General features: G+C 49.0%; 20 protein-coding genes and 1 riboswitch. Of the genes, 5 read left to right on the forward strand and 15 right to left on the reverse strand.

Annotation, left to right across the window (positions count from 1 at the left end):
* Positions 1–7 precede the first annotated feature (7 nt).
* The 9 genes from cobS to cobD all read right to left on the reverse strand — a co-directional run bounded on the left by cobS (position 8) and on the right by cobD (position 8,816).
* Entirely contained in the window at positions 8–877 is an 870-nt protein-coding gene (gene cobS / locus ACQW03_RS04475; RefSeq protein WP_104494979.1) for an adenosylcobinamide-GDP ribazoletransferase, read from the reverse strand.
* On the reverse strand, positions 874–1,440 hold the full coding sequence (cobU, locus tag ACQW03_RS04480) for a bifunctional adenosylcobinamide kinase/adenosylcobinamide-phosphate guanylyltransferase (RefSeq protein ID WP_053324914.1): 567 nt from the start codon (positions 1,438–1,440) through the stop codon (positions 874–876). The genes cobS and cobU overlap by 4 nt, the downstream gene beginning before the upstream one ends.
* Positions 1,437–2,507 (reverse strand): nicotinate-nucleotide--dimethylbenzimidazole phosphoribosyltransferase, encoded by a 1,071-nt coding sequence (cobT, locus tag ACQW03_RS04485; protein ID WP_071639981.1) that lies wholly within the window; start codon positions 2,505–2,507, stop codon positions 1,437–1,439. Before cobT ends, cobU begins: the two co-directional genes overlap by 4 nt.
* Before the next feature lie 43 nt (positions 2,508–2,550).
* Positions 2,551–3,384: an ABC transporter ATP-binding protein gene (locus ACQW03_RS04490; protein ID WP_441948448.1), complete on the reverse strand. Its 834-nt coding sequence runs from the start codon at positions 3,382–3,384 to the stop codon at positions 2,551–2,553.
* Entirely contained in the window at positions 3,381–4,427 is a 1,047-nt protein-coding gene (locus ACQW03_RS04495; protein WP_441948450.1) for a FecCD family ABC transporter permease, read from the reverse strand. Before ACQW03_RS04495 ends, ACQW03_RS04490 begins: the two co-directional genes overlap by 4 nt.
* Positions 4,424–5,431 carry an ABC transporter substrate-binding protein gene (locus ACQW03_RS04500; protein ID WP_441948452.1) on the reverse strand — a complete coding sequence of 336 codons (1,008 nt, stop codon included), beginning with the start codon at positions 5,429–5,431 and terminating at the stop codon, positions 4,424–4,426. Before ACQW03_RS04500 ends, ACQW03_RS04495 begins: the two co-directional genes overlap by 4 nt.
* A 208-nt stretch (positions 5,432–5,639) precedes the next feature.
* A riboswitch (cobalamin riboswitch) is annotated at positions 5,640–5,833 on the reverse strand.
* A gap of 122 nt (positions 5,834–5,955) precedes the next feature.
* Entirely contained in the window at positions 5,956–6,708 is a 753-nt protein-coding gene (locus ACQW03_RS04505) for a histidine phosphatase family protein (RefSeq protein ID WP_441948454.1), read from the reverse strand.
* Between the two features lie 43 nt (positions 6,709–6,751).
* Positions 6,752–7,723, reverse strand: a complete 972-nt coding sequence (gene cbiB / locus ACQW03_RS04510) for an adenosylcobinamide-phosphate synthase CbiB (RefSeq protein WP_441948456.1) — start codon at positions 7,721–7,723, stop codon at positions 6,752–6,754.
* Entirely contained in the window at positions 7,713–8,816 is a 1,104-nt protein-coding gene (cobD, locus tag ACQW03_RS04515; protein ID WP_441948458.1) for a threonine-phosphate decarboxylase CobD, read from the reverse strand. The genes cbiB and cobD overlap by 11 nt, the downstream gene beginning before the upstream one ends.
* Before the next feature lie 159 nt (positions 8,817–8,975).
* Here cobD and ACQW03_RS04520 point away from each other — a divergent pair, with 159 nt between their 5' ends.
* Both ACQW03_RS04520 and ACQW03_RS04525 read left to right on the forward strand, forming a co-directional pair.
* Complete coding sequence (locus ACQW03_RS04520) at positions 8,976–9,977, forward strand: lipoate--protein ligase (protein ID WP_441948460.1); 1,002 nt, start codon at positions 8,976–8,978, stop codon at positions 9,975–9,977.
* Between the two features lie 162 nt (positions 9,978–10,139).
* Positions 10,140–10,940: a Cof-type HAD-IIB family hydrolase gene (locus ACQW03_RS04525; RefSeq protein ID WP_023987642.1), complete on the forward strand. Its 801-nt coding sequence runs from the start codon at positions 10,140–10,142 to the stop codon at positions 10,938–10,940.
* 138 nt (positions 10,941–11,078) lie between these two features.
* Here the strand turns inward: ACQW03_RS04525 and ACQW03_RS04530 are convergent, their stop codons facing one another.
* Entirely contained in the window at positions 11,079–11,990 is a 912-nt protein-coding gene (locus tag ACQW03_RS04530; protein WP_013309297.1) for a DMT family transporter, read from the reverse strand.
* 132 nt (positions 11,991–12,122) lie between these two features.
* Between ACQW03_RS04530 and ACQW03_RS04535 the strand changes: the two genes are divergently transcribed.
* Positions 12,123–13,616 (forward strand): aminotransferase-like domain-containing protein, encoded by a 1,494-nt coding sequence (locus ACQW03_RS04535; protein WP_441948463.1) that lies wholly within the window; start codon positions 12,123–12,125, stop codon positions 13,614–13,616.
* A 15-nt stretch (positions 13,617–13,631) separates the two neighbouring features.
* On the opposite strand, the gene ACQW03_RS04540 is transcribed toward ACQW03_RS04535, so the two are convergent.
* Together ACQW03_RS04540 and ACQW03_RS04545 are read right to left on the reverse strand one after the other, a co-directional pair.
* On the reverse strand, positions 13,632–14,402 hold the full coding sequence (locus ACQW03_RS04540; protein WP_071639972.1) for an MBL fold metallo-hydrolase: 771 nt from the start codon (positions 14,400–14,402) through the stop codon (positions 13,632–13,634).
* A gap of 165 nt (positions 14,403–14,567) precedes the next feature.
* Positions 14,568–15,629 carry a sulfate/molybdate ABC transporter ATP-binding protein gene (locus tag ACQW03_RS04545; RefSeq protein ID WP_061829549.1) on the reverse strand — a complete coding sequence of 354 codons (1,062 nt, stop codon included), beginning with the start codon at positions 15,627–15,629 and terminating at the stop codon, positions 14,568–14,570.
* Positions 15,630–15,851: 222 nt separating this feature from the next.
* Between ACQW03_RS04545 and ACQW03_RS04550 the strand changes: the two genes are divergently transcribed.
* Entirely contained in the window at positions 15,852–16,253 is a 402-nt protein-coding gene (locus tag ACQW03_RS04550; protein WP_023987637.1) for a secondary thiamine-phosphate synthase enzyme YjbQ, read from the forward strand.
* A gap of 173 nt (positions 16,254–16,426) precedes the next feature.
* Here ACQW03_RS04550 and ACQW03_RS04555 read toward each other — a convergent pair whose 3' ends face one another.
* From ACQW03_RS04555 to ACQW03_RS04565, 3 genes are all read right to left on the reverse strand, one after another.
* Entirely contained in the window at positions 16,427–17,008 is a 582-nt protein-coding gene (locus ACQW03_RS04555) for a TetR/AcrR family transcriptional regulator (RefSeq protein ID WP_023987636.1), read from the reverse strand.
* A gap of 5 nt (positions 17,009–17,013) precedes the next feature.
* Entirely contained in the window at positions 17,014–17,646 is a 633-nt protein-coding gene (locus tag ACQW03_RS04560; RefSeq protein ID WP_023987635.1) for a YigZ family protein, read from the reverse strand.
* A 141-nt stretch (positions 17,647–17,787) separates the two neighbouring features.
* On the reverse strand, positions 17,788–19,143 hold the full coding sequence (locus ACQW03_RS04565; RefSeq protein WP_013369975.1) for a glucose-6-phosphate isomerase: 1,356 nt from the start codon (positions 19,141–19,143) through the stop codon (positions 17,788–17,790).
* A 250-nt stretch (positions 19,144–19,393) separates the two neighbouring features.
* On the opposite strand from ACQW03_RS04565, the gene ACQW03_RS04570 reads away from it, so the two are divergent.
* Complete coding sequence (locus ACQW03_RS04570; protein ID WP_071639971.1) at positions 19,394–20,293, forward strand: NAD(P)-dependent oxidoreductase; 900 nt, start codon at positions 19,394–19,396, stop codon at positions 20,291–20,293.
* Positions 20,294–20,376 lie beyond the last annotated feature (83 nt).

The raw sequence follows: 20,376 nt of genomic DNA on the forward strand, positions 1-20,376 counted from the left end.
AATCTGGTCACAACCCGTACAAAATTACAATAAACAACAATAAAACAGTCTCCAGCAATTCGTTTAAAGTTCCGTATATATCTCCCGTAAGTCCACCCAAGCGGCGGTTAATACGGTTTGCCGTGAAGGTTCCAACACCGTAAGCCAAGACCGGAATCAACACAAAACCTATCGAGATTGGAAGGCTCTCAGAATATGAAAGGAACGTCTGTATGGTTGATCCTGCCAACGACAGATTCCCAGTATCCCTTGTTGCTGTAGCCAAACCTGCCAGAAGATATTGTCCTACGGCAGCACTCAAGGTCACTAATACAGCCCAGAATACGGCTAACCCTGCGCGGCCACCACTCATATCAGCAAAACGCGCAGCCAGCCCATCATCATTACGGGCTTTAGGCCAGCGCTTCATTGCATGTACCATAAACCAGCGGCTCCAAACCATCGGAAGCAGCAGCAAGCCAGACACATTCCGTTCAACCAACACCGTATACAGCAAAGAAGCCTTGAGCATGAGTAGCAACACACAAGCAATAACGCCCATCGCTCCTACACGGCTATCCTTCATAATCTCCAGCATCCGCTCACGGGATCGGTAGCTGAACAAGGCATCAGCCGCATCCATCCACCCGTCCAAATGTAATCCGCCCGTCAACCAAACCCAGACAACAAGCGTAAGAATCGCACACGGCAACGGCGGCAACACCATAGAAGTAAGTGCCGCAAAGCCCCAGACAATGATGCCAATAACCACTCCAACCAGCGGATAATAACTTGCACTACGTTTAAGCAAATTCGGGGAAAAATCCAATTCCGCCTTCACCGGAAGACGCGTTAAAAATTGAAAAGCCGCAGCAACAGCCTGACGTTCGCGGCTCATAGCTTATATTCCAACTGTTTGAGTTCTACGGGAATGCCCGCCGTCACCAAAAATACTTCATCACAAAGACGGGCAATCCGCTGATTCATAACCCCACTCAAATCCCGATACAGCCGACCCAGCGGATATTCGGGCACAATACCGTCACCCACCTCGTTGGTCACGATGACGAGCTGCCCCGGATACTGCTCCACAGCTGCCGCCAGTTCATTAATGGCAGCTCTGGACGCAGCTTCGCCGTCCTCGCCTGCGGCCAGCAGTACGTTCGACAGCCACAGGGTCAGGCAGTCGACTAGCACCATAGGCGCGGGTGATGGCTGCGACGCTTGATCGCCGCCAAGCCGTCGCAGCAGCTCCGGCAGCGCCTGCGCTTCCTCCAGCGTCTGCCAGTCGTATCCGGCAGACTCGCGCTGGACCCGATGAAGGGCGATGCGCTCCTTCATCTCCATGTCATAGGCTTGCGCCGTTGCAATATAGCAGGCGCCAGGCGCGCGCGACATGCATAATCGCTCGGCAAAGCCGCTTTTCCCGCTGCGTGCCCCGCCGGTCACGAGCGCTTTCATCGCTGCGCGGCTCCCTGACCATCCGATACGCCTGCATCGGCAAAGGTCGCCATTTCGCGCATAATGCGGCACGCCGCATCAATCAGGTGCAAGCTAAGCGCACCGCCTGTGCCCTCCCCGAGCCGCATGTCCAAATGAAGCATGGGCTCCAGCTTGAGCTGGCGGAGCACTGCCGCGTGCCCACGCTCGTCCGAGGCGTGCGAAGCGAGCATGTACGCAGCGCTAGCAGGCGCAAGTGCACGCGCTGCGAGGGCGGCTGCGCCTGAAATAAAGCCGTCCAACACAACTGGACAGCGATGTGCGGCTGCCCCGAGGATGACTCCTGCCAAGGCGGCAATCTCCAGACCGCCGACCTTAGTGAGCACGTCGAGCCCATCATTTGCATCTGGCTGGTTCACGTCTAATGCGCGGCAGACAACCGATATTTTACGGGTAAGCCCAGCCATATCTACACCCGTCCCCCGGCCTACGATAACTTCCGGCTCTAGCCCAGTGAGAGCACATACGACCGCAGCGCTGGCTGTCGTATTCCCGATGCCCAGCTCTCCGGTAACGAATAGCCGTGTGCCACCTTTAACCGCTTCTGCTACGGCTTCTGCTCCGGCCAAAACCGCCTGTTCCGCTTCCGTACGCAGCATCGCTGGCCCTTTAGCTATATTCGAAGTACCCATGCGTACCTTACGGTCCACCAGATTCGCGTGAGCGACATCCGCATTCACGCCAACATCTACCACCTTGACATCTGCGCCCGCATGGCGTGCCAGCACATTAATTGCCGCGCCACCTGACAGCATGTTATACAGCATTTGCTGTGTAACCTCAGCCGGAAAGGCACTGACTCCCTCTTCACACACCCCGTGATCCGCAGCCATGACCATAACCGTTTTACGATCAAATTCAGGCTTGTCCACTCCTGTAATTCCTGCTAGCTGAATGGCCACACTTTCCAACTTTCCAAGACTTCCCGGTGGCTTTGTTAATTGGTCCAAATGGGCTGAAGCTGCCGAGGCCGCCACCCCATCCGGCTGGGCAATGCTATCGATCAGCTGACGCAGCTTGTTGTTCATACCTTCCACTCCCTGCTCTTTTTAAGTGTGTTTCATCGTTTATTTAATTTGCTGTATCCGAAGCACTCCTGCGCAGCAAGAGCTGCGGCACACCGCTATCGGGATGCGGAAGCATCACAGGCTCAACACCGTATACTCGTCGAATCCGATCCTCGGTTAATAACTTCGATGAAGCTCCCAATCCTTCAACCATTCCATCCTTGAGTACAAGCAAATCTTCGCAAAATTGGGCTGTCAAGTTAAGATCATGCAAGACCGCAATGATCGTCACACCCGTTTCTTGGCGCCAATCTGCCAGTAGTTCCATAAATTCAAGCTGATAGCGCAAGTCCAGATAGGTCGTAGGCTCGTCCAGCAGCAATATTCGTGGCTCCTGCACCATTACTTTTGCCAAAGCTACACGCTGTCGCTGTCCCCCACTCAAGCGGTCCAATGCTCTGTCCGCCAGCGTGGTAAGACCCAATCGCTCCAGCACGCGATCCGTGATCGCCTCCACATCAACATCCTTTTCCCTGCCTAGCCAGTCCTGATGAGGAAAACGTCCCATTTCTACGACTTCCCTGACGGTGTATCCCACTGAAGGAAGCCCTTCCTGTTGGAGTACGGCTATGAGACGGGAAAGCTCTTTTCTGCTGTAGCTACCGATCTTTTTGCCATAGATATGAACGTTTCCCGAAGTTGGGTGATCTACACCCGAAAGCAAATGCAGCAAGGTCGATTTTCCACTGCCGTTCGGACCAATAATCCCCCACCAGGTTCCTTCGTCGACGCTCCAGCTTATATTCTTTAACGCATGGAACTCTCCATAGGCACGTGTCAGACCCGCTACCTCTAATGCCCGATCACGTACCTTCTGTGATTCACTTTGTTCTGTCACAGCAGTTCCCCCCTGCGCAGCTTCTTGTTCCGGTACAGGAGATATGCGAAGAACGGTGCCCCAACAAAGGCCGTCATCACGCCCAGAGGAATTTCCGTGGGGGCTAACAACGTGCGAGCCGCCGTATCTGCCCAGGCCATAAAAATAGCTCCACCGAGCGCAGATAATGGAACAATCATCCGGTAATCAGGCCCTGTCACCAGACGAATGATATGCGGTACAACGAGTCCCACAAAGCCAATCACTCCACATACCGACACAGCGGCTGCTGTCAGCAGCGTGGAAATGATCAGAACAGATAGCTTCGTCGCATCTACATGAACTCCCATGTGAGCCGCCTGACGTTCACCCAAAGCCAAAATATTCAGCACACGTGCCTTATTCCATAGAAATACCAGTCCTATGACCACATAAGGTAAAAGGATTCCTGTATATGACCAACCGCGCAGACTAAGACTTCCCATCGTCCAGTACAATATTTCATTGACCGTCTCCTTCGACATGGCTGTCAGAAAGGAAACAACCGCTCCCAGAAAGGATTGCATCACCACACCCGACAAAATGAGACTTTGTGTCGGAATTTTTCTACCTTCCCGTGCCAACGTCAGCACCATCCACAGCGTCAGCATTCCGGTCGTAAATGCCACTAGCGGCAGCGTCCATATGCCAACAAATGAAAATTGAAGGCCCCAATAAATCAGTACTGCCGCTCCTACCGAAGCCCCCGAGGATACCCCCAGTGTATACGGATCAGCCAAAGGATTACGCAGCACACCCTGAAATCCGGCTCCCGCCAGCGCCAGCGCTGCCCCTACCAACATTCCCAGTAACACTCGTGGCAATCTGACCTTCAAAATAATCTGCTCTGAGGATGTATTCCAATCCGGTGTAAACGTATCGCCTAACCACGGAAGGTGGTTAACCAGAATGCCCGTGATCTGGCTGACCGGAAGCTTGGCCGAGCCGATGCCAAGACAGAGCAGTAGCGTCAGAAACAGCAAGACAAGACCTGTCCCTCCAAAGCCGATCAGTTTACGGTTCATTTGAAAATTTCAGGATACACGCCCTTGGCCACTTCCTTGAGACCTTCCGTTACGCGTGGCCCCGGACGACTGATCAAATTATCATCCACGGCAAATACCCGGTTGTGGCGAACAGCCGATATTTGATCCCATCCACTGCGAGCTTTAATGATTTCGCCGAGCGTTTGACCAGTTTTGTCGTCCTTGACACTTTTGCTGTACAAAATCACGTCAGGGTTCGCAGCAATAATATTTTCTTCACTAATTTGGTACCACCCCTTCTGCGTGGCACCTACATTTTCGCCGCCCGCCAACGTAATCAGCTCGTCCATAAACTCGCCTTTACCAACTGTCCAGCCTGGTGAAAACTCGACGTATACCCGCAGCTTCTGCCCTTTACCGATATTTTTAACTCCTTCTTTCACTTCCGCTACATCTGCTCTCATCTTGTCAGTCACCGCTCTCGCTTCTTTTTGATGATCGGTGATTTTCCCATACAATTCGATGTTAGCTATGACATCTTCAACTGTCTTCGGTTCCGTTTTAAAAATCATAATTCCCATGTCGCGCAGCTTGGTCGTAGCCTGCTCACTAAGTGATATCCCTGCAAAAACGACTTCCGGGTTAGCAGCAATGATCGCCTCTTCGTTCGGTTTCATAATACCGCCTACTTTAGGCTTTTTCGTAGCTGCTTCCGGGTAATCAGAGTAGTCGGAGACGCCAACTATTTCCTTATCCAGACCGATGGCGAACAGCGCCTCGGTTTCTGCCGGGGAGACGGAAACGATTTTATCCGGCGCTTTTTTGAATGTAAATTCCTGTCCTGTTGCATCCTTAACCGTGAGTGGGTAAACTGTTTTGCCCGGAGGCTCTTGTGCGGTTACGGTCTGTCCCGGCTGCTGTGAAGAATTCTGGTTCTCTTTATTTTCAGCATTTTTTCCATTAGCGCCACATGCACTCAGCACAACTGCCAAAATCAGAACCAATAGACCTGTTGTCCAAACCTTTATTTTTTTTCCTGCCATGATTTGCACCCCTTCATAAAAAAATCGTTAAGAGCGTTACTTGAACATCATCAGATATCTTCTAAATCCAGCCTTCTTTTCCTATCAAAAAAACCCCGCATCCTCATATCAGGACACAGGGGTCACGTTAGCGCAGATCGTGCGCAGGCGGCAGCTTCTTTCCGCATGGACAGTCACTGCGAACACGTCATCCTTTCCTCGAAGGATTATGGTGACAGGCGGACGGGCAGGTATCCTGACTTATGGTAAAATGCATGTCCTGAAGTTCTTTCATATGCTTAGTAGCACATAAAGAAGGACTAACGGGCATGTTTCCATTTACAGTGGCGGGACCGCGCCGGACTCACACCGACTTCCCTTTTAACAGCGCAGGCAAGGGAAACCATAGTTTCATCACGCTGCGCCGACCTCGTCTGCTGGATATTTGATGTAGTGGTAGTCAAGCCGTTCTTTTACTTGATGATTATAGGTTAAAAAGAGGCGGCTTACAACCCAAACAGCCTCTTTATCCGCTGGTGTCTAGCCTAATGAGGAAGCATTTCTGCTATGTAATTGTGCCGTCCTGCCAACCTCAATTGAATCCTAAATGATTCTCCCGGCCTCGGATTCAGACTCCAAAAATCATGACCCGGTATCAGCATGCAAGCCAACTGACGAATTACGCCACCATGCGTAACGACCAAAACTGAGGGCGGCGCAGCAGTCAAATCCATGGGTTGAACTTCCATAGCAACACGCCATTCATACAGAGAGTCAAGAAATTTCCGTAGACGATTCACAAAATCTGCCCAAGACTCTCCTCCAGGAGGGGTTATCCGTTGCGGCTCATCAATCCAAGCGCGATACAAAGACACATCCTTGAGCATGTCATACGTTTTTCCATCCCACTCGCCAAAATGAAGCTCTCGCAGACGTGGTTCCATCATAGGAGACATAGTAGATAGGGAACCTCCAGACGTCAATTCTGATTCCGGCACAATGATCTGCAGGGTCTGGCGACATCGCATTAAATCGCTGCAATAGATTCGAGCAAAGGACTGCCCTTGCAATTTTTCTTGCAAAGGCTTTAATTCCTGCTCTGCTCCCGGTAGCAAACCTAAGTCGGAGTGTCCCAGATATCGACGTTCCTTATTCCATAAGGTTGTACCGTGACGAACTAACACGAGTTCCATGTCCCAATGCAGATCTTCTTTAGCATCATACGGCACCTTATCCTCCTGTGAGTTCGGACTTTGTGCGTATTCTACCGTCCTTTTTGCTGCTATATCTTGTTTCAAGAAATGTCACTTCCTGCTCGATCATTATTCAGTGTGTCACTCCTCACCGCACCCATCCCAAGGCAAAACAACCTGCGGCTCCTAACAAACACAATCCTACAAACATACTGGACACGGCGAACATCAGCTGGATCGTATGCCGTATATCTTTCGACTCTAGCGGTCGTATCCAATCGCCCATGTATGCACGAAAGGAGCGCACGCCATGATACACATTATAGCCTCCAAGACGAATCCCCAGTGCACCAGCAACAGCCGATTCCGGGAAGCCACTGTTCGGGCTTGGGTGCAGACGAGCGTCTCGCTTGACTGTGCGCCAGCTTCTTGCAGCATCTCGCTTGTACATCCACGCCGCTACCACAAGCATTGCCGCTGTCAGGCGTGCCGGAATGTAGTTAGCGACATCATCCAGACGTGCTGAAGCCCAGCCTAAATTCAGATACTTCTCATTTTTGTAGCCAACCATGGAATCAAGCGTATTCACAGCACGATAAGCCAGCGCCAAGGGTGCTCCCCCGATCAAGGCATAAAAAAGCGGGGAAATAATCGCGTCCACGATATTTTCAGCGACCGTTTCGACGGTACCGCGTACAATCTCAGGCTCATCAAGCTGTTGCGTATCCCGCCCAACTATCATGCCCAGCTCCCGCCGTGCCGCAGCCAGGTCATCCGCCTGCAACGCTCGGTATACTGCCATTCCTGCGTCCTTTAGTCCTTTGGAAGCAATCGTGGTCGCAATCAGCACCATTTCTACGCCGACAGACAACCACGGATGAATCCAGGCAAGCAAGTGCAATAGCGCCCAGGCGAGCGCAAAGGAGCCTCCCGCCACAATGAGCGGAAGCAGTATGCCCGCACGTTTTAGCCCCCGGTCACTTCGGACCTGGCGGCGAATCAATTTTTCCAATGCCGAAATGGCATGTCCCATACCGATGACTGGATGCGGCAACCACCTCGGATCACCGATCAGCCTGTCCAAAAGGTAGGCTGCCAGGATAATCAAGCTAACTGTCACGCCGCTGCTCCTCCTCCAGCACTTCACCCAATACAGACAGCAGCCAGTCGTTGGCTTCTGCATCCTTGACCGCAATCCGAAAATGGCTCGTCGTCAGTCCCGGATACATAGCACAGCTACGTATAAGAATTCCGCGTTGTCCAAGCGCCTGCTGAATAGCCGATGCGCTCCACGTACCCGGCGCCCTTGCCAGCACGTAATTGGCTTCACCGGGAACGACACCGCAGCCCCATTCCGCCAAGGCGGTCAACAGGCGGTTGCGCTCCGCAGCAATCAGCTCCTGTGTTTGGCGCTCATATGCTTGCCCACTTCTCAAACACGCCTCCCCAGCCAGCAACGCCAATCCATTCACACTCCAGGTCACCTGTTTGGCCGTCATTCGCCGGATATAGTCCGGATGAGCAATCGCATAGCCCAATCGCAAGCCAGGAATGGCATAAAATTTGGTCATTGACCGGATCAAAATCACATGAGGATAGCGATCCAGCACAGGCAGCAGTGAGATTCGCCGTTCCATCGGAATAAAATCAATGAATGCTTCATCCACCACCAGCACGGTACCCGTTGTGCCAGCCGCCTCTGCCAGCTCGCACAGCTCCTGCTCACTATATTGCACGCCATTTGGATTATTCGGCTGTCCGAGGAACAAAACATCTACCTGCTCCATGAGCTGAAGGATGTCCTCCACGTCCGCCTTCCATTGAAGCGAGGCCTTCCCATACACCCGGTTGACCTCGGCTCCGAATTTGCCAGCCAGCTCGGCATATTCCGAAAAACACGGCTCCACTGTACCCACACGCTTAGGAGCTAGTCCCAATAGTAGGAGCGCCATGCTTTCAGCCGCTCCGTTTCCGATACTTAGCGACTCCGGTGGAACATGCAGTCGCCGTGCGAGCATATTTTTAAAATTCCGATGCCCGGGGTCTGGATAGCGAATCACAGTGTCAAATGAGTGTTGCAGCGCCTCAAGCACCTCCGGCGGTGGACCAAGTGGATTAATATTTGCACTAAAATCTACAAAATCCGCAGCAGCTCCGCCAAAAGTCGCGGCAGCTGTTTCCCTGTCCCCGCCATGACCATAAACCTCTATCATTGCCTCTCATCCTTTCCGCCCGTTTCCAATCATTTAGCTCCATTATGAGGCTGCTTTTTGCGTCCCGTCAATGCAAATGAGCTTTTGTACATGGCTCACTTGGGTTACAATAGAAGGAGGCACACATAAATTACACAGTTTATATACGGAGGAATGGACATGCTGTTCATCGACAACCAGGGCATACACGATCCAGCCATTAATCTTGCTATTGAGGAATACGCGCTCAAGCATCTACCGCTGGATGACAGCTATTTGCTGTTTTATATTAATCAGCCTTCTATTATTATAGGCAAGCATCAAAACACTATTGAAGAAATCAACGCCGAGTTTGTTAGGGACAACAATATTCAAGTCGTTCGTCGCCTGTCCGGCGGTGGGGCTGTATATCATGATCTCGGTAATTTAAATTTCAGCTTCATTACTAAGGATAACGGGGAGTCCTTTCATAATTTCCTCAAATTTACGCAACCTGTGATTGATGCACTCCGCCAAATGGGAGTAGAAGCTGAAATGACAGGCCGCAACGATCTACAGGTCGGAGAACGTAAAATTTCAGGAAACGCTCAGTTTGCCACACGCGGACGTATGTTCAGCCACGGTACATTGATGTTTAACCTGAATCTGGACAATGTGGCTGCATCGTTGCATGCCAATCCCGAAAAATTCAAATCTAAAAGCACTAAATCCGTCCGCAGTCGCGTGGCTAACATCAGCGAACTGATGGACCGTGAGATGACCATAGAGCAATTTCGCGAGGAACTACTGCGTTTCATATTCGGATCAGAATTGGATCAAGTACCTCAATATAAGCTCACCGATGCCGACTGGGCCAAAATCCATGAAATATCCAAAGAACGCTACCAATCGTGGGATTGGAACTACGGTCTATCCCCCGAGAGCAATATCAAGCACACACGTAAATTTCCGGTCGGTATTATTGATATCCGCATGGATCTTAAGGAAGGCTATGTCCGTGATATTAAAATCTATGGGGATTTCTTCGGCGTGGGTGACGTTGCTGATATTGAAAATATCCTGCGCGGCAAGCGCTATGATGAAGGTGAGGTCCGTCAAGCCTTATCCTCTCTCGATTTGAAGCACTATTTTGGTAATATTGAGCTGGACGATTTTGTTGGACTTGTATTTTTGGAAGACTAACCGTTACTTTTTTCCATCGTTTCAAGCCAATACTTCAGTGGTTATAAGGGGACAGGCTCTTATAGGAGCCGTCCCCTTTTCATTGCGATATTGTCATTTTGAATATTATAAGATACAATTTTAACATTGCCCCAAGATAGAGATAAAGGAGAGAATACCGATATGTATAAATTAATTGCCATTGATATTGATGATACACTCATTAACGACCAGAAAGAAGTTACACCGGCGACACAACAGGCATTAGAAGCTGCTGTAGCTAAAGGTGTGGTGGTTACCCTCGCTACTGGACGAGCTTATGCCTCCGCCCACAAAATTGCTCGCCAAACTGGTTTGAACGTGCCAATCATTACGTACCAAGGAGCTTTGGTTAAAAACCTGCTGGACGAAAACGTGCTGTATGAGCGTTATGTTCCACTCGTGGCTGCACGTCGCCTGTATGAATTCTGCGTGGAACGCAATCTGCATCTGCAAACGTATATAGATGACAAATTGTACACACGTGAAGATAATCAGAAAATCAAAGATTACACGGAGCTGAACAACACGGAATATTTTGTAGAGCCTGTGTTCAGTAAAGTTATAGAACAGCCGGCTCCTAAACTGCTAATCATCGACGAGCCGGAAGTATTGGATGAATTAATTCCTGAACTTCGCGAACTGCTTGGCAATGAAGTGCATATTACAAAATCCAAGCCTCATTTTCTGGAAATTATGCATCATGAAGGCACCAAGGGTCACGCGCTTACCTTCCTTGCAAACCATTTTGGCTGTGAACTGTCGGAAACGATTGCCATCGGCGACTCTTGGAACGACCATGAAATGCTTGAATGCGCTGGTCTCGGCATAGCGATGGAGAATGCCATTCCTGATTTGAAAAAGCTGGCTGATTACATCACTCGTAGCAATAACGAAGACGGTGTTAAGCACGCCATCGACAAATTCGTACTCAATGTTGAATAAACAAAAAGTGCCTGCTCCCATAATTCTTAAATGAAGTAATACAACAACAAAGCCTCCAACTGTCGCATGATCAGTAACATACGACAGTTTGGAGGCCTTTTCTGTCAGATCATATAATAACCTGACCGCTATAAAATATCAGGCAGCAGAACGTACCTTACGCCTGTTCACCAGACGGATAATTCCATTGTTCATAAGGATTAATCCGGTCACAATGAGCAGCACCCCAGCCAGCATCCACCAGCTTACATGCTCTCCATACAACAACGCTCCCAAGCCCACCGCAATCGGCGGTGATATATACAGCCACGTCGTCGGAAACAGGGGATTTGTACGCTCCATGAGCCAGTAGAACAGTGTATGTGCAATCATCGAACCAAACAGGATCAGATAAAGTAAAGACCCCATGGCAGGAAGGTACTGCCACCCCTCAGAACTCCACGGTTCCGTGATCGCAGACAGCAACAGCAGCATCCATCCCCCATGGATCATTTGCGCCGCATTCAGGGCAATCGGGTTCGTTTCACGAAATACATCCATCACTCGCTTGGAATAAAGAGCTCCCCCGGAATAACACAGCTCCCCCAGCAAAATGACAAGGCATCCCGCCAGCCACAGACCACTGATCTGAACCGCCAATCCGGGCAGCACAACCAGCACCACACCAAGAAAGCTGATCATGCAGCCAACGACCGTAATCCGTGACGTTTTTTGCCGTAGCAGTACAGATTGCAAAATGACGATCATCATCGGCCCGGTAGCTGACAAAATAGCTCCGATCCCCGAGCTGACATATTGTTCTGCCCAATACAAGGCTGAAAATGTACCGAAGGTCGTTCCTGCTCCAATCAGCAACATTTCCTTACGCCATAATAACGACCATCGTACTTTTCCGGTCAGCTTCATAGCAATGAACAATATCGCCCCTGCCGCGAAAAAACGTACACCTGCCGATAGAAATGGCGGAAGTCCGGCTTCCACTCCCACTTTTATGGCCAAAAACGTTGTGCCAAAAATAAGACACATTACTGTAAACGCGATACCTATCATGATACGTCCCTCTCCCTTCAGTTGCTTTTAAGCATACAGGGAGACGAACAGAACAGATGTATAACTACAGAACAGTTGTATACGTTTTTAAAGTGCTATATAGTACAATACACAGAAAGGAGCGTGGACAGCATGGGTAAGAACAACAGCGAACTACTCTTTCCAGCCGATCATGCCTTAAAGCTGTATGAGCAGGTTATCCATTATGTAACTGTGCGGATTGATCGTGGGGATTGGCAAACAGACATGAAGCTGCCGTCCGTACGAAGCTTGGCTCAGGAGCTGGGTGTACATCGGCTAACTGTTTTCCGGGCATATCAGGAGTTGAAGCAACGGGGACTGGTCTATGTAAAGGACAAATCAGGATATTATGTTCATGCTTCGCAAGCGACTGGGCATGCAAAATATGCTGGCTACTCGGGACATTCGTCCATTGACCTCACGATTCACTCCGAATCTGCCCATGCGGCAGATGATCCGTCAGTTTCAGCCTGGAGAGGAATGGATGGACTTAGCCGCGTTCAATCGGTAAATGCGAATTTCCAGTTTTCCAAAGCGCTGATTGACCCCTCTCTCCTGCCCAACCGATTTTGGGGAGAGCTGATGATGCAGGTATTTGAAAAGCATCCAAAAGTAGCGGCCACCTATTCCGCTGTACAGGGCGATGCCGAGCTTCGGGAGGCCATGGCGCAGCATTTTAGCGTGGATAAGCATTTTGCTTTATCACCGGATGAAGTGCTGATTACCTCCGGAGCACAGCAAGCCATTGATTTAATTGCCCGATCTCTGCTCCGTACAGGAGACCGTGTATTGATCGAACGCCCTGCCTATGGCCCCGCTATGGAAATATTCCGTAGACTAGGCGCACGTCTGACTATGACTGATATTCGACCAGAAGGTTATGATATGGACCAGATTGAGTGGTGCATGAAAACGGAAAAACCACGCCTCTTTTATATGAATCCAACATTCCACAACCCGACGGGCTTTACGGTCCCCGATAAGCAGCGCAAACGACTGCCTGAACTAGCTGAGCGCTACGGTTGCCTCATTGTTGAGGATGACAGCACCTATGACATCAGCTTTGGGCAAAAGCCCCCTTCTCCGATTTTCGCCTATGATGTTTCGGGAAGCGTCGTCTACATTCGAAGTTACAGTAAATATGTCGCACCTGGTCTACGAATCGCAGCCGTGACCTGCCGACCACAGCTCATGAACAGCCTGCTGAACATCAAAGCGTTGGTGGACAATGGATCGCCACTGCTGAATCAAAAGCTGTTTTTACAATACTTTCAATCTCCACGTATGCAGCAACATATTAAAAAGCTATGCATTGCGCTCCAGATTCGTAAGGAAACGATGGAAGACAGTCTCCGCGATTCCGGTTGGACATGGACCAGCCCGGCGGGGGGACTCAACCTGTGGCTCCAGCTGCCTTCAACGTTGAAACCTAATGAATTACTTGCCAAAAGTATACAAGAGTCCGTATCCTTTGTTACTGGCAATGTGTTTGATCCCATCGGCGCAGAGGGTAAAACGCATATTCGGCTGTCTTATTCATACGCCAACGAGCTACAAATCAAAGAAGGAATCTCCACACTTCTACGTATCAGTCGAACGATGTAAAGGTAAAGAGCAACCTTATTCTAACGGCAAACTCATGCCGGTGTATGCCAAGCTAATCCCTTCCAGAAGCCCATAGTTGCGTGTGACATCCACATCATGGGACATATGTGTAAATACCGTGCTTTCAGGCTTAAGCCTTCCTATAAGCTCCTGAGCCTCCAGCATGTCATATACGGAACGGGTGGCATACTCGGCCTCCTCATGATAAAAACTCGTTCCCAGGACGAGCAAATTCAGATTGTGCAAGGGCAGAATTTCCGCCTCATTTAATCCAATCGAATCCGAACAGTAAGCCCACGAGAAGCCGTCCTTTTCCAGACGATAAGCGTAGGCATATCCGTTCTTCCCGTGATTCACACGCCACCCCCGGATATTCCATCCCCCAAGTTGGGCACCCTGATCTACTGGAATAAGATCCAAGTTTCCAGAGAGCCAGGAAAATTGACGCAAGATCGTGTCGATCACTTCCTGTGGCGCGTACAAGCGACCTCTGTTCCCAGTCCAGCGACAGGCATCTGCCCATTCTGGTAATCCTCCAATATGGTCAAAATGTGCATGTGTCACAAGGATCGTAGGGATAAAACGCAGACCGCGTAATTCTAGCTGTCTGCGCCAGTCCGGGCCACAATCAATCATAAAGTCCTCCGTCTCGCTTTCGATCAGCACAGACGATCTCAATCTTACATTCGCCCCTGTCGTGCGAGCTTCTGTGCATACGAGACAATCACAATATACACGCGGAACCCCCATTGCATCCCCCGTGCCAAGAAAAATAAGCCGATTCATGGTTTAACTCCTATCTATCTGGGTCTTTTTACTACTATTATAACGAACAGACCGATTCTACGTAAATCATCAGTGTAAATCCTTCCAGCGTCCAACGCCAAAAGGAGCATGCCCAAAGCCGTGAAATCAGGCTAGACATCCCCTCATGCGTGATCGTATTTATTTTTAGATGATGATAGGCATTGGATCTTCCTTCAGACGGTTTTCCACCATCCAGCTGGACTGGTCATTATAAAGATAGGCTCGATGCACCAACACTCGCACTTGCTGACCAGGTTCCAGCGTAGACTTCTCCAGCGAGCGGTATGTCATGAGACGATGATCCCCGACCTGTACTTCAACCATCCACTCACTTCCACGAAAATGCAAATGCTTCACTGTGCCTTCCTCGGTCGCCGACAGAAGCGTAAATTCCTCGCTTGGCCCGACATCAATATACTCCGGACGGATCAAGGCACGTGTTCCCACTCCAGCAGCTTCTTCGAAGCCTCTGAGACTGCCTGCCTGTTCAATCACTGTAGATTCCCCAATAAAGGAAGCCACAAACGGGGTACCCGGTTTTTTATAAATATCCCAAGGCGTTCCCTTCTGCTCCAGTCGTCCCTGATTAATCACCATAATTTCATCCGCTACTTCAATCGCCTCATCCTGATCATGGGTGACAAAAATTGAAGTAATACCCACCCGCTCAATCAACTCTCGCAGCCAGGTTCGCAGCTCCTGACGAATTTTGGCATCAATAGCTGCAAAAGGTTCATCCAGCAGCAGCAGTTGAGGCTCTGGTGCCAAAGCACGCGCAAAAGCAACCCGCTGTCGCTGTCCACCTGACAACTGATGCGGATAACGATGCTCAAAACCTTTGAGCCCCGTTAGTTCGACCAACTCTGTAACCCGTTCCTTGATGCGGGTTTTGGAGCTTTTTTTCACTTTCAGACCAAAGGCAATATTGTCGTAGACGCTCATGTGCTTGAACAAAGCATAGTTTTGAAATACAAATCCGATTCCACGTTCCTGCGGGGACAGCTCGTTTACCCTTTTTCCGTGAAAATGAATTTCTCCTGCATCCGGTTGCTCCAGACCCGCTAAAATACGAAGAATGGAGGTTTTTCCCCCACCACTTGGACCGAGTAAACCAATAAGATGGCCCGCCTGAATATCAAAAGATACGTCCTTTACCGCATGAAAATTACCGAAATGCTTGTTTAATCCTCTTACTTCCACATGCATATCCGTACACTTCCTTTCCGCTTCTGGACCTGTTCAGGCACAACAGCAGCCTTGCTTACCGCAAAGCACGTACCTCATTTGAAATCTTTTAATTATTCCAATGTATATACTATGTTTTTTTCTTATGTGATACTTTATCAAAGGAAAGTAATTTTCGTCAACTCTATATTTTATCTTAGGAATTAAAAGGGTAAAGTATTAAGAAGAAAGGAGATGGAGTCATTGCTGCATACTTTAGAATTATCCACTACACGGCGAGATGAAATGCGAGATATTACACGAGAGGTTGCTTCATTGATCGAAAAAAGCGGGGTACAACAAGGAACCGCACTTGTTTATTGTCCACACACGACAGCCGGCATCGCCATTAATGAAAATGCAGACCCAGACGTCAAACATGATGTGATGTTAAGACTAGATGAAGTTTATCCGTGGGAGCATCCCCAATATCGCCATATGGAGGGAAATACAGCTTCCCACCTAAAATCCATTACGACAGGCCCCTCACAAACGATCATCATCCATGATGGAAAGCTGTTGCTCGGACGATGGCAGGGGCTTTATTTTTGTGAATTCGACGGACCACGCAGACGCCAATACCATGTAAAGATCATGGAGGGTTGACGGACCGGGTAAAAAAAACAGACCATGATGTTTTCCTACTGGATGCATCATCGTCTGTTAAATCCTTAGTCGCTTTCGCAAAGTACCGTAATAATAAGTTACCGTCATGAAGTGCATACACCCAGAAAAGCGCCCTACATGTTCATGGCTGAAGCGTGTGAATGCAGGTACGCTCATAGGTGTCTGCACAGCAGCTTTACATGTGCTAAAGCAGCAGGCCTAATTTCTTCAAATGTTAAACCGTCCTGAATATAAAAGGATACAAAGCCATGCATGGATAAAAACAGGCTTTTCGGTACCCTTGAGCAATCTTCCTCCGAATGCCCCTGTCCACTCAATTCTTGACGGATCATAGACGCAAATAGTTCCACACAACGGTTTTGCTCTGTGCGACAGTATGCAAATAGTTCTTCATCGTGCATCATGAACATAATTTCGTACTGATATGGATTTTCCAAACCAAAACGGATAAATTCCAGCATCAAGTACTCCAGTCTGCTCAAGCCATCATCAGACGTACCTGTTGCTGCTTGCAGTAGAATCCCACGCAATGTATTAAAATCTTCAATCACAATGGCATAGAACAGTTCAGCCTTCTCTTTAAAATGATAATATAACGAACCATGACTGTAACCCAGATGCTGGCCAATGCTGCGCATTGAAATCGCACGGTAGCCCTTGGTAATAAACAAGTGCCTGGCCGCTTCCAGAATCCGCCCTCTTGACAACTCCTGTTCTACTGCTCTTCTAGCCATATTATTTATTCCCCTTCAATAAAGTAAAGCTGCTCTCCCTCCGACACAAGCGATTGCCCCTGCGTCAAGTCTGTTATCCAGTTGCTGAAGGATTCCGCATCACCAGCCAGCGGCAGACAGGTTAAGGTAACTTTATCCGTAAACATTGTTTCTCCAGTGCGGATGCTGCGATTGCGTAATTCATTTTCCACTTTGCCCAACCAGGTATAATCCAATTCTACAAAAACTTCGCGATGCAGCACACGCGTAATTGCATCCCCTGCCTCGATTGCTGCAACAGCACCATCTGAATATGCGCGAATCAGACCGCCTGCTCCCAGCAAAATCCCACCAAAGTAACGGGTAACAACAATAGCGACATTTTTCAGCTTCTGGTTGCGGATCACCTCCAAAATAGGCTTTCCAGCCGTACCACTCGGTTCTCCGTCATCCGATTGCTTTTGGATTTCGTCTCTTTCCCCAATCATGTAAGCAGAACAATTATGGGTAGCGTTCCAATGCTCTTTTTTGATGCGTTCTATGAAAGCAGTTGCTTCTTCCTCAGTTTGAACAGGCTGAATATGGCCGATAAAACGGGATTTTCGGATCACAATTTCCTTGTTGCCGGCACCGCGTACGGTTCGGTATTGTTCCAACATACACGTATAACCTTCCTTACTTCATTTTACAAGAAAGCAGTCCCCCGCTTCTGGCAGCTGGTGAACTGCTTTCCTGTACTTTACTATACACTATAACACTTCTGACCGAAATCCTGTTTCGCATCAGAGATTACAGCACTCTTATTCAGACAATCTCGCTTCAAGCTCAGCTTTTTCTTTTTCGAAGCCTGGTTTGCCGAGCAGCGCAAACATGTTCTTCTTGTAAGCTTCTACGCCCGGTTGATCGAACGGATTTACGCCCAACAGGTAGCCGCTGATACCGCAAGCTTTTTCGAAGAAATAAGCAAGATAGCCGAAAGAGTAAGGGCTCAAGTCAGGAATATTTACAATCAGGTTCGGTACTTGTCCGTCTGTGTGAGCCAGCAATGTACCTTGGAATGCCTTTTTGTTTACAAAATCCACAGTTTTGCCTGCCAGGAAATTCAGTCCGTCCAGATCATCCTCATCTGCTTCGATGGTGATGTGACTAGGTACATTTTCTACTTGAATTACCGTTTCGAAAATGTTGCGGCTGCCTTCCTGAATGAATTGTCCCATGGAGTGCAGGTCTGTCGAGAAATCAACAGAAGCAGGATAAATGCCTTTGTAATCCTTGCCTTCGCTTTCTCCGTACAACTGTTTCCACCACTCGGATACAAAATGAAGAGACGGCTCATAGTTTACGAGAATTTCAATTGCTTTACCTTTGCGGTACAAAGCGTTACGAACAGCTGCATATTGATAAGCCTCGTTCTCAGCTACATTCGGGTTGCTGTACTCTTTGGAAGCGTCTGCCGCCCCCTGCATCATTTCCTCGATGTTAATGCCTGCAGTAGCAATCGGCAACAAGCCTACTGCTGTCAGCACGGAGTAACGACCACCCACATCATCAGGAATAATGAAGGATTCGTATCCTTCCTCGTTAGCCAGTTTTTTCAAAGCGCCACGTTCTTTATCCGTCGTTGCATAAATACGCTTGCGTGCTTCTTCTTTACCGTATTTTTTCTCCAGAGCTGCACGGAATACGCGGAATGCGATAGCTGGCTCTGTTGTCGTACCTGATTTAGAAATGACGTTCACTGAGAAGTCTTTTCCTTCAATCAGTTCCAACAGATGATTTACATATGTAGAGCTGATGTTGTTGCCTGCAAAATAGATAGCTGGACCCTTGCGTTGATCTTTAGGCAGCGCATTGTAGAAAGAATGCGACAGCATTTCGATCGCAGCACGTGCTCCAAGGTAAGAACCGCCGATACCGATTACGATCAGTACTTCGGAATCGCTTTGAATTTTAGCAGCAGCCTTTTGGATGCGCGCAAACTCTTCTTTATCATAATTAGTAGGCAGGTCAATCCAACCCAAGAAATCGGAACCTACACCGGTTTGGTTGTGCAGTTGCTCATGAGCCAACTTGATAGGCTCTGCAAAATAATCAATTTCGTGCTGACCTACAAAGGAGAGTGCTTTAGTGTAATCAAAAATAACTTTTTTAGACATGTTTGGAACCTCCTGTTTGGTATTACTAAGACCATGAATACGAACATAAGGACTTAGGAATAGGATACTTTAATTTGCTGGGCCTGACAAGCTTGCGTTACCTGTGTATCCTGTGCTTGACAGCCCTTCTTGTAGATAGGGTAGCATGCCCATGCTACAATTAACTGAGATCAACCTGTTTCAATATTCAATTCAAGCCGAACTCGCATCTGCATCGGACGGCAACTTCCAACAAGAAAGGTGATTAGCAATGAAAAACATCGGATTTATCGGACTGGGCACCATGGGCGCCCCGATGGCATCCAATCTGCTAAAGCAGGGATTCGGAGTCACAGTTTATAATCGTACCGCTTCTCGCTGTGAACCACTGGCAGAGCAAGGCGCACGTACAGCTTCAACTCCTCGTGAAGCAGCTGAAGGTCAGCACTTGGTCATTACCATGGTCAGCGATGATCATTCCATTCGTGACATCTATTACGGCGAAGACGGCGTGTTTGCCGGTCTTACGGCTGGCATGACTGTGATGGACAACAGCACGATTTCACCTGATCTGGTCAAACAACTAGCCGCCGAAGCGGACAAGCTGGGCTGCTCCTTCATTGATGCTCCCGTAACAGGCAGTAAGCCTGCCGCTGTAGACGGCACACTCGTGTTCATGGTTGGCGGTAATGCAGAAGCCATTGCGGCACAATCAGATGTTTTTGATACGTTGGGCAAAAAGGTACTTCATATGGGACCTAATGGCAGCGGAGCCGTAGCCAAGCTCGCTCATAATACGATGGTTGGTATTCATAACCTCGCTCTGGCTGAAGGCTTTGCTATCGCGGCTAAATCCGGCATCCCGGCAGACAGCTTCCTTGAATTGGTGCAACTCGGATCGGCAGGCAGCAAGGCCGCTGACCTGAAAGGGCGCAAAATCATTGAACATGATTTTAGCAACCAGTTCTCACTTGCCTTGATGCTTAAGGACTTGAAGCTTGCTTCCTCACTAACAGACAGCCTGTCCATCCCTGCACCTATGTTATCCATTGCCAAAAGCCTGTTTCAAGCCGGGCAAACGCAAGGCTACGGCGACGAGGATCTATCCGCTGTCGTGAAGACTTACGAAGCATGGATTGGCCGCACCATTGGTGGTCAACCTCTCGAATAAGCTGTACCTTTCTTTGTAACCATACGGCTGTGCTTGTGTACATATGGCATAGCTTTAGGGTAAGCACACTTGGCTTGAAAGCT

Origin of the sequence: Paenibacillus sp. DRB1-1 (assembly GCF_052119485.1) — a bacterium.
GTDB classification, from domain to species: domain Bacteria; phylum Bacillota; class Bacilli; order Paenibacillales; family Paenibacillaceae; genus Paenibacillus; species Paenibacillus polymyxa_B.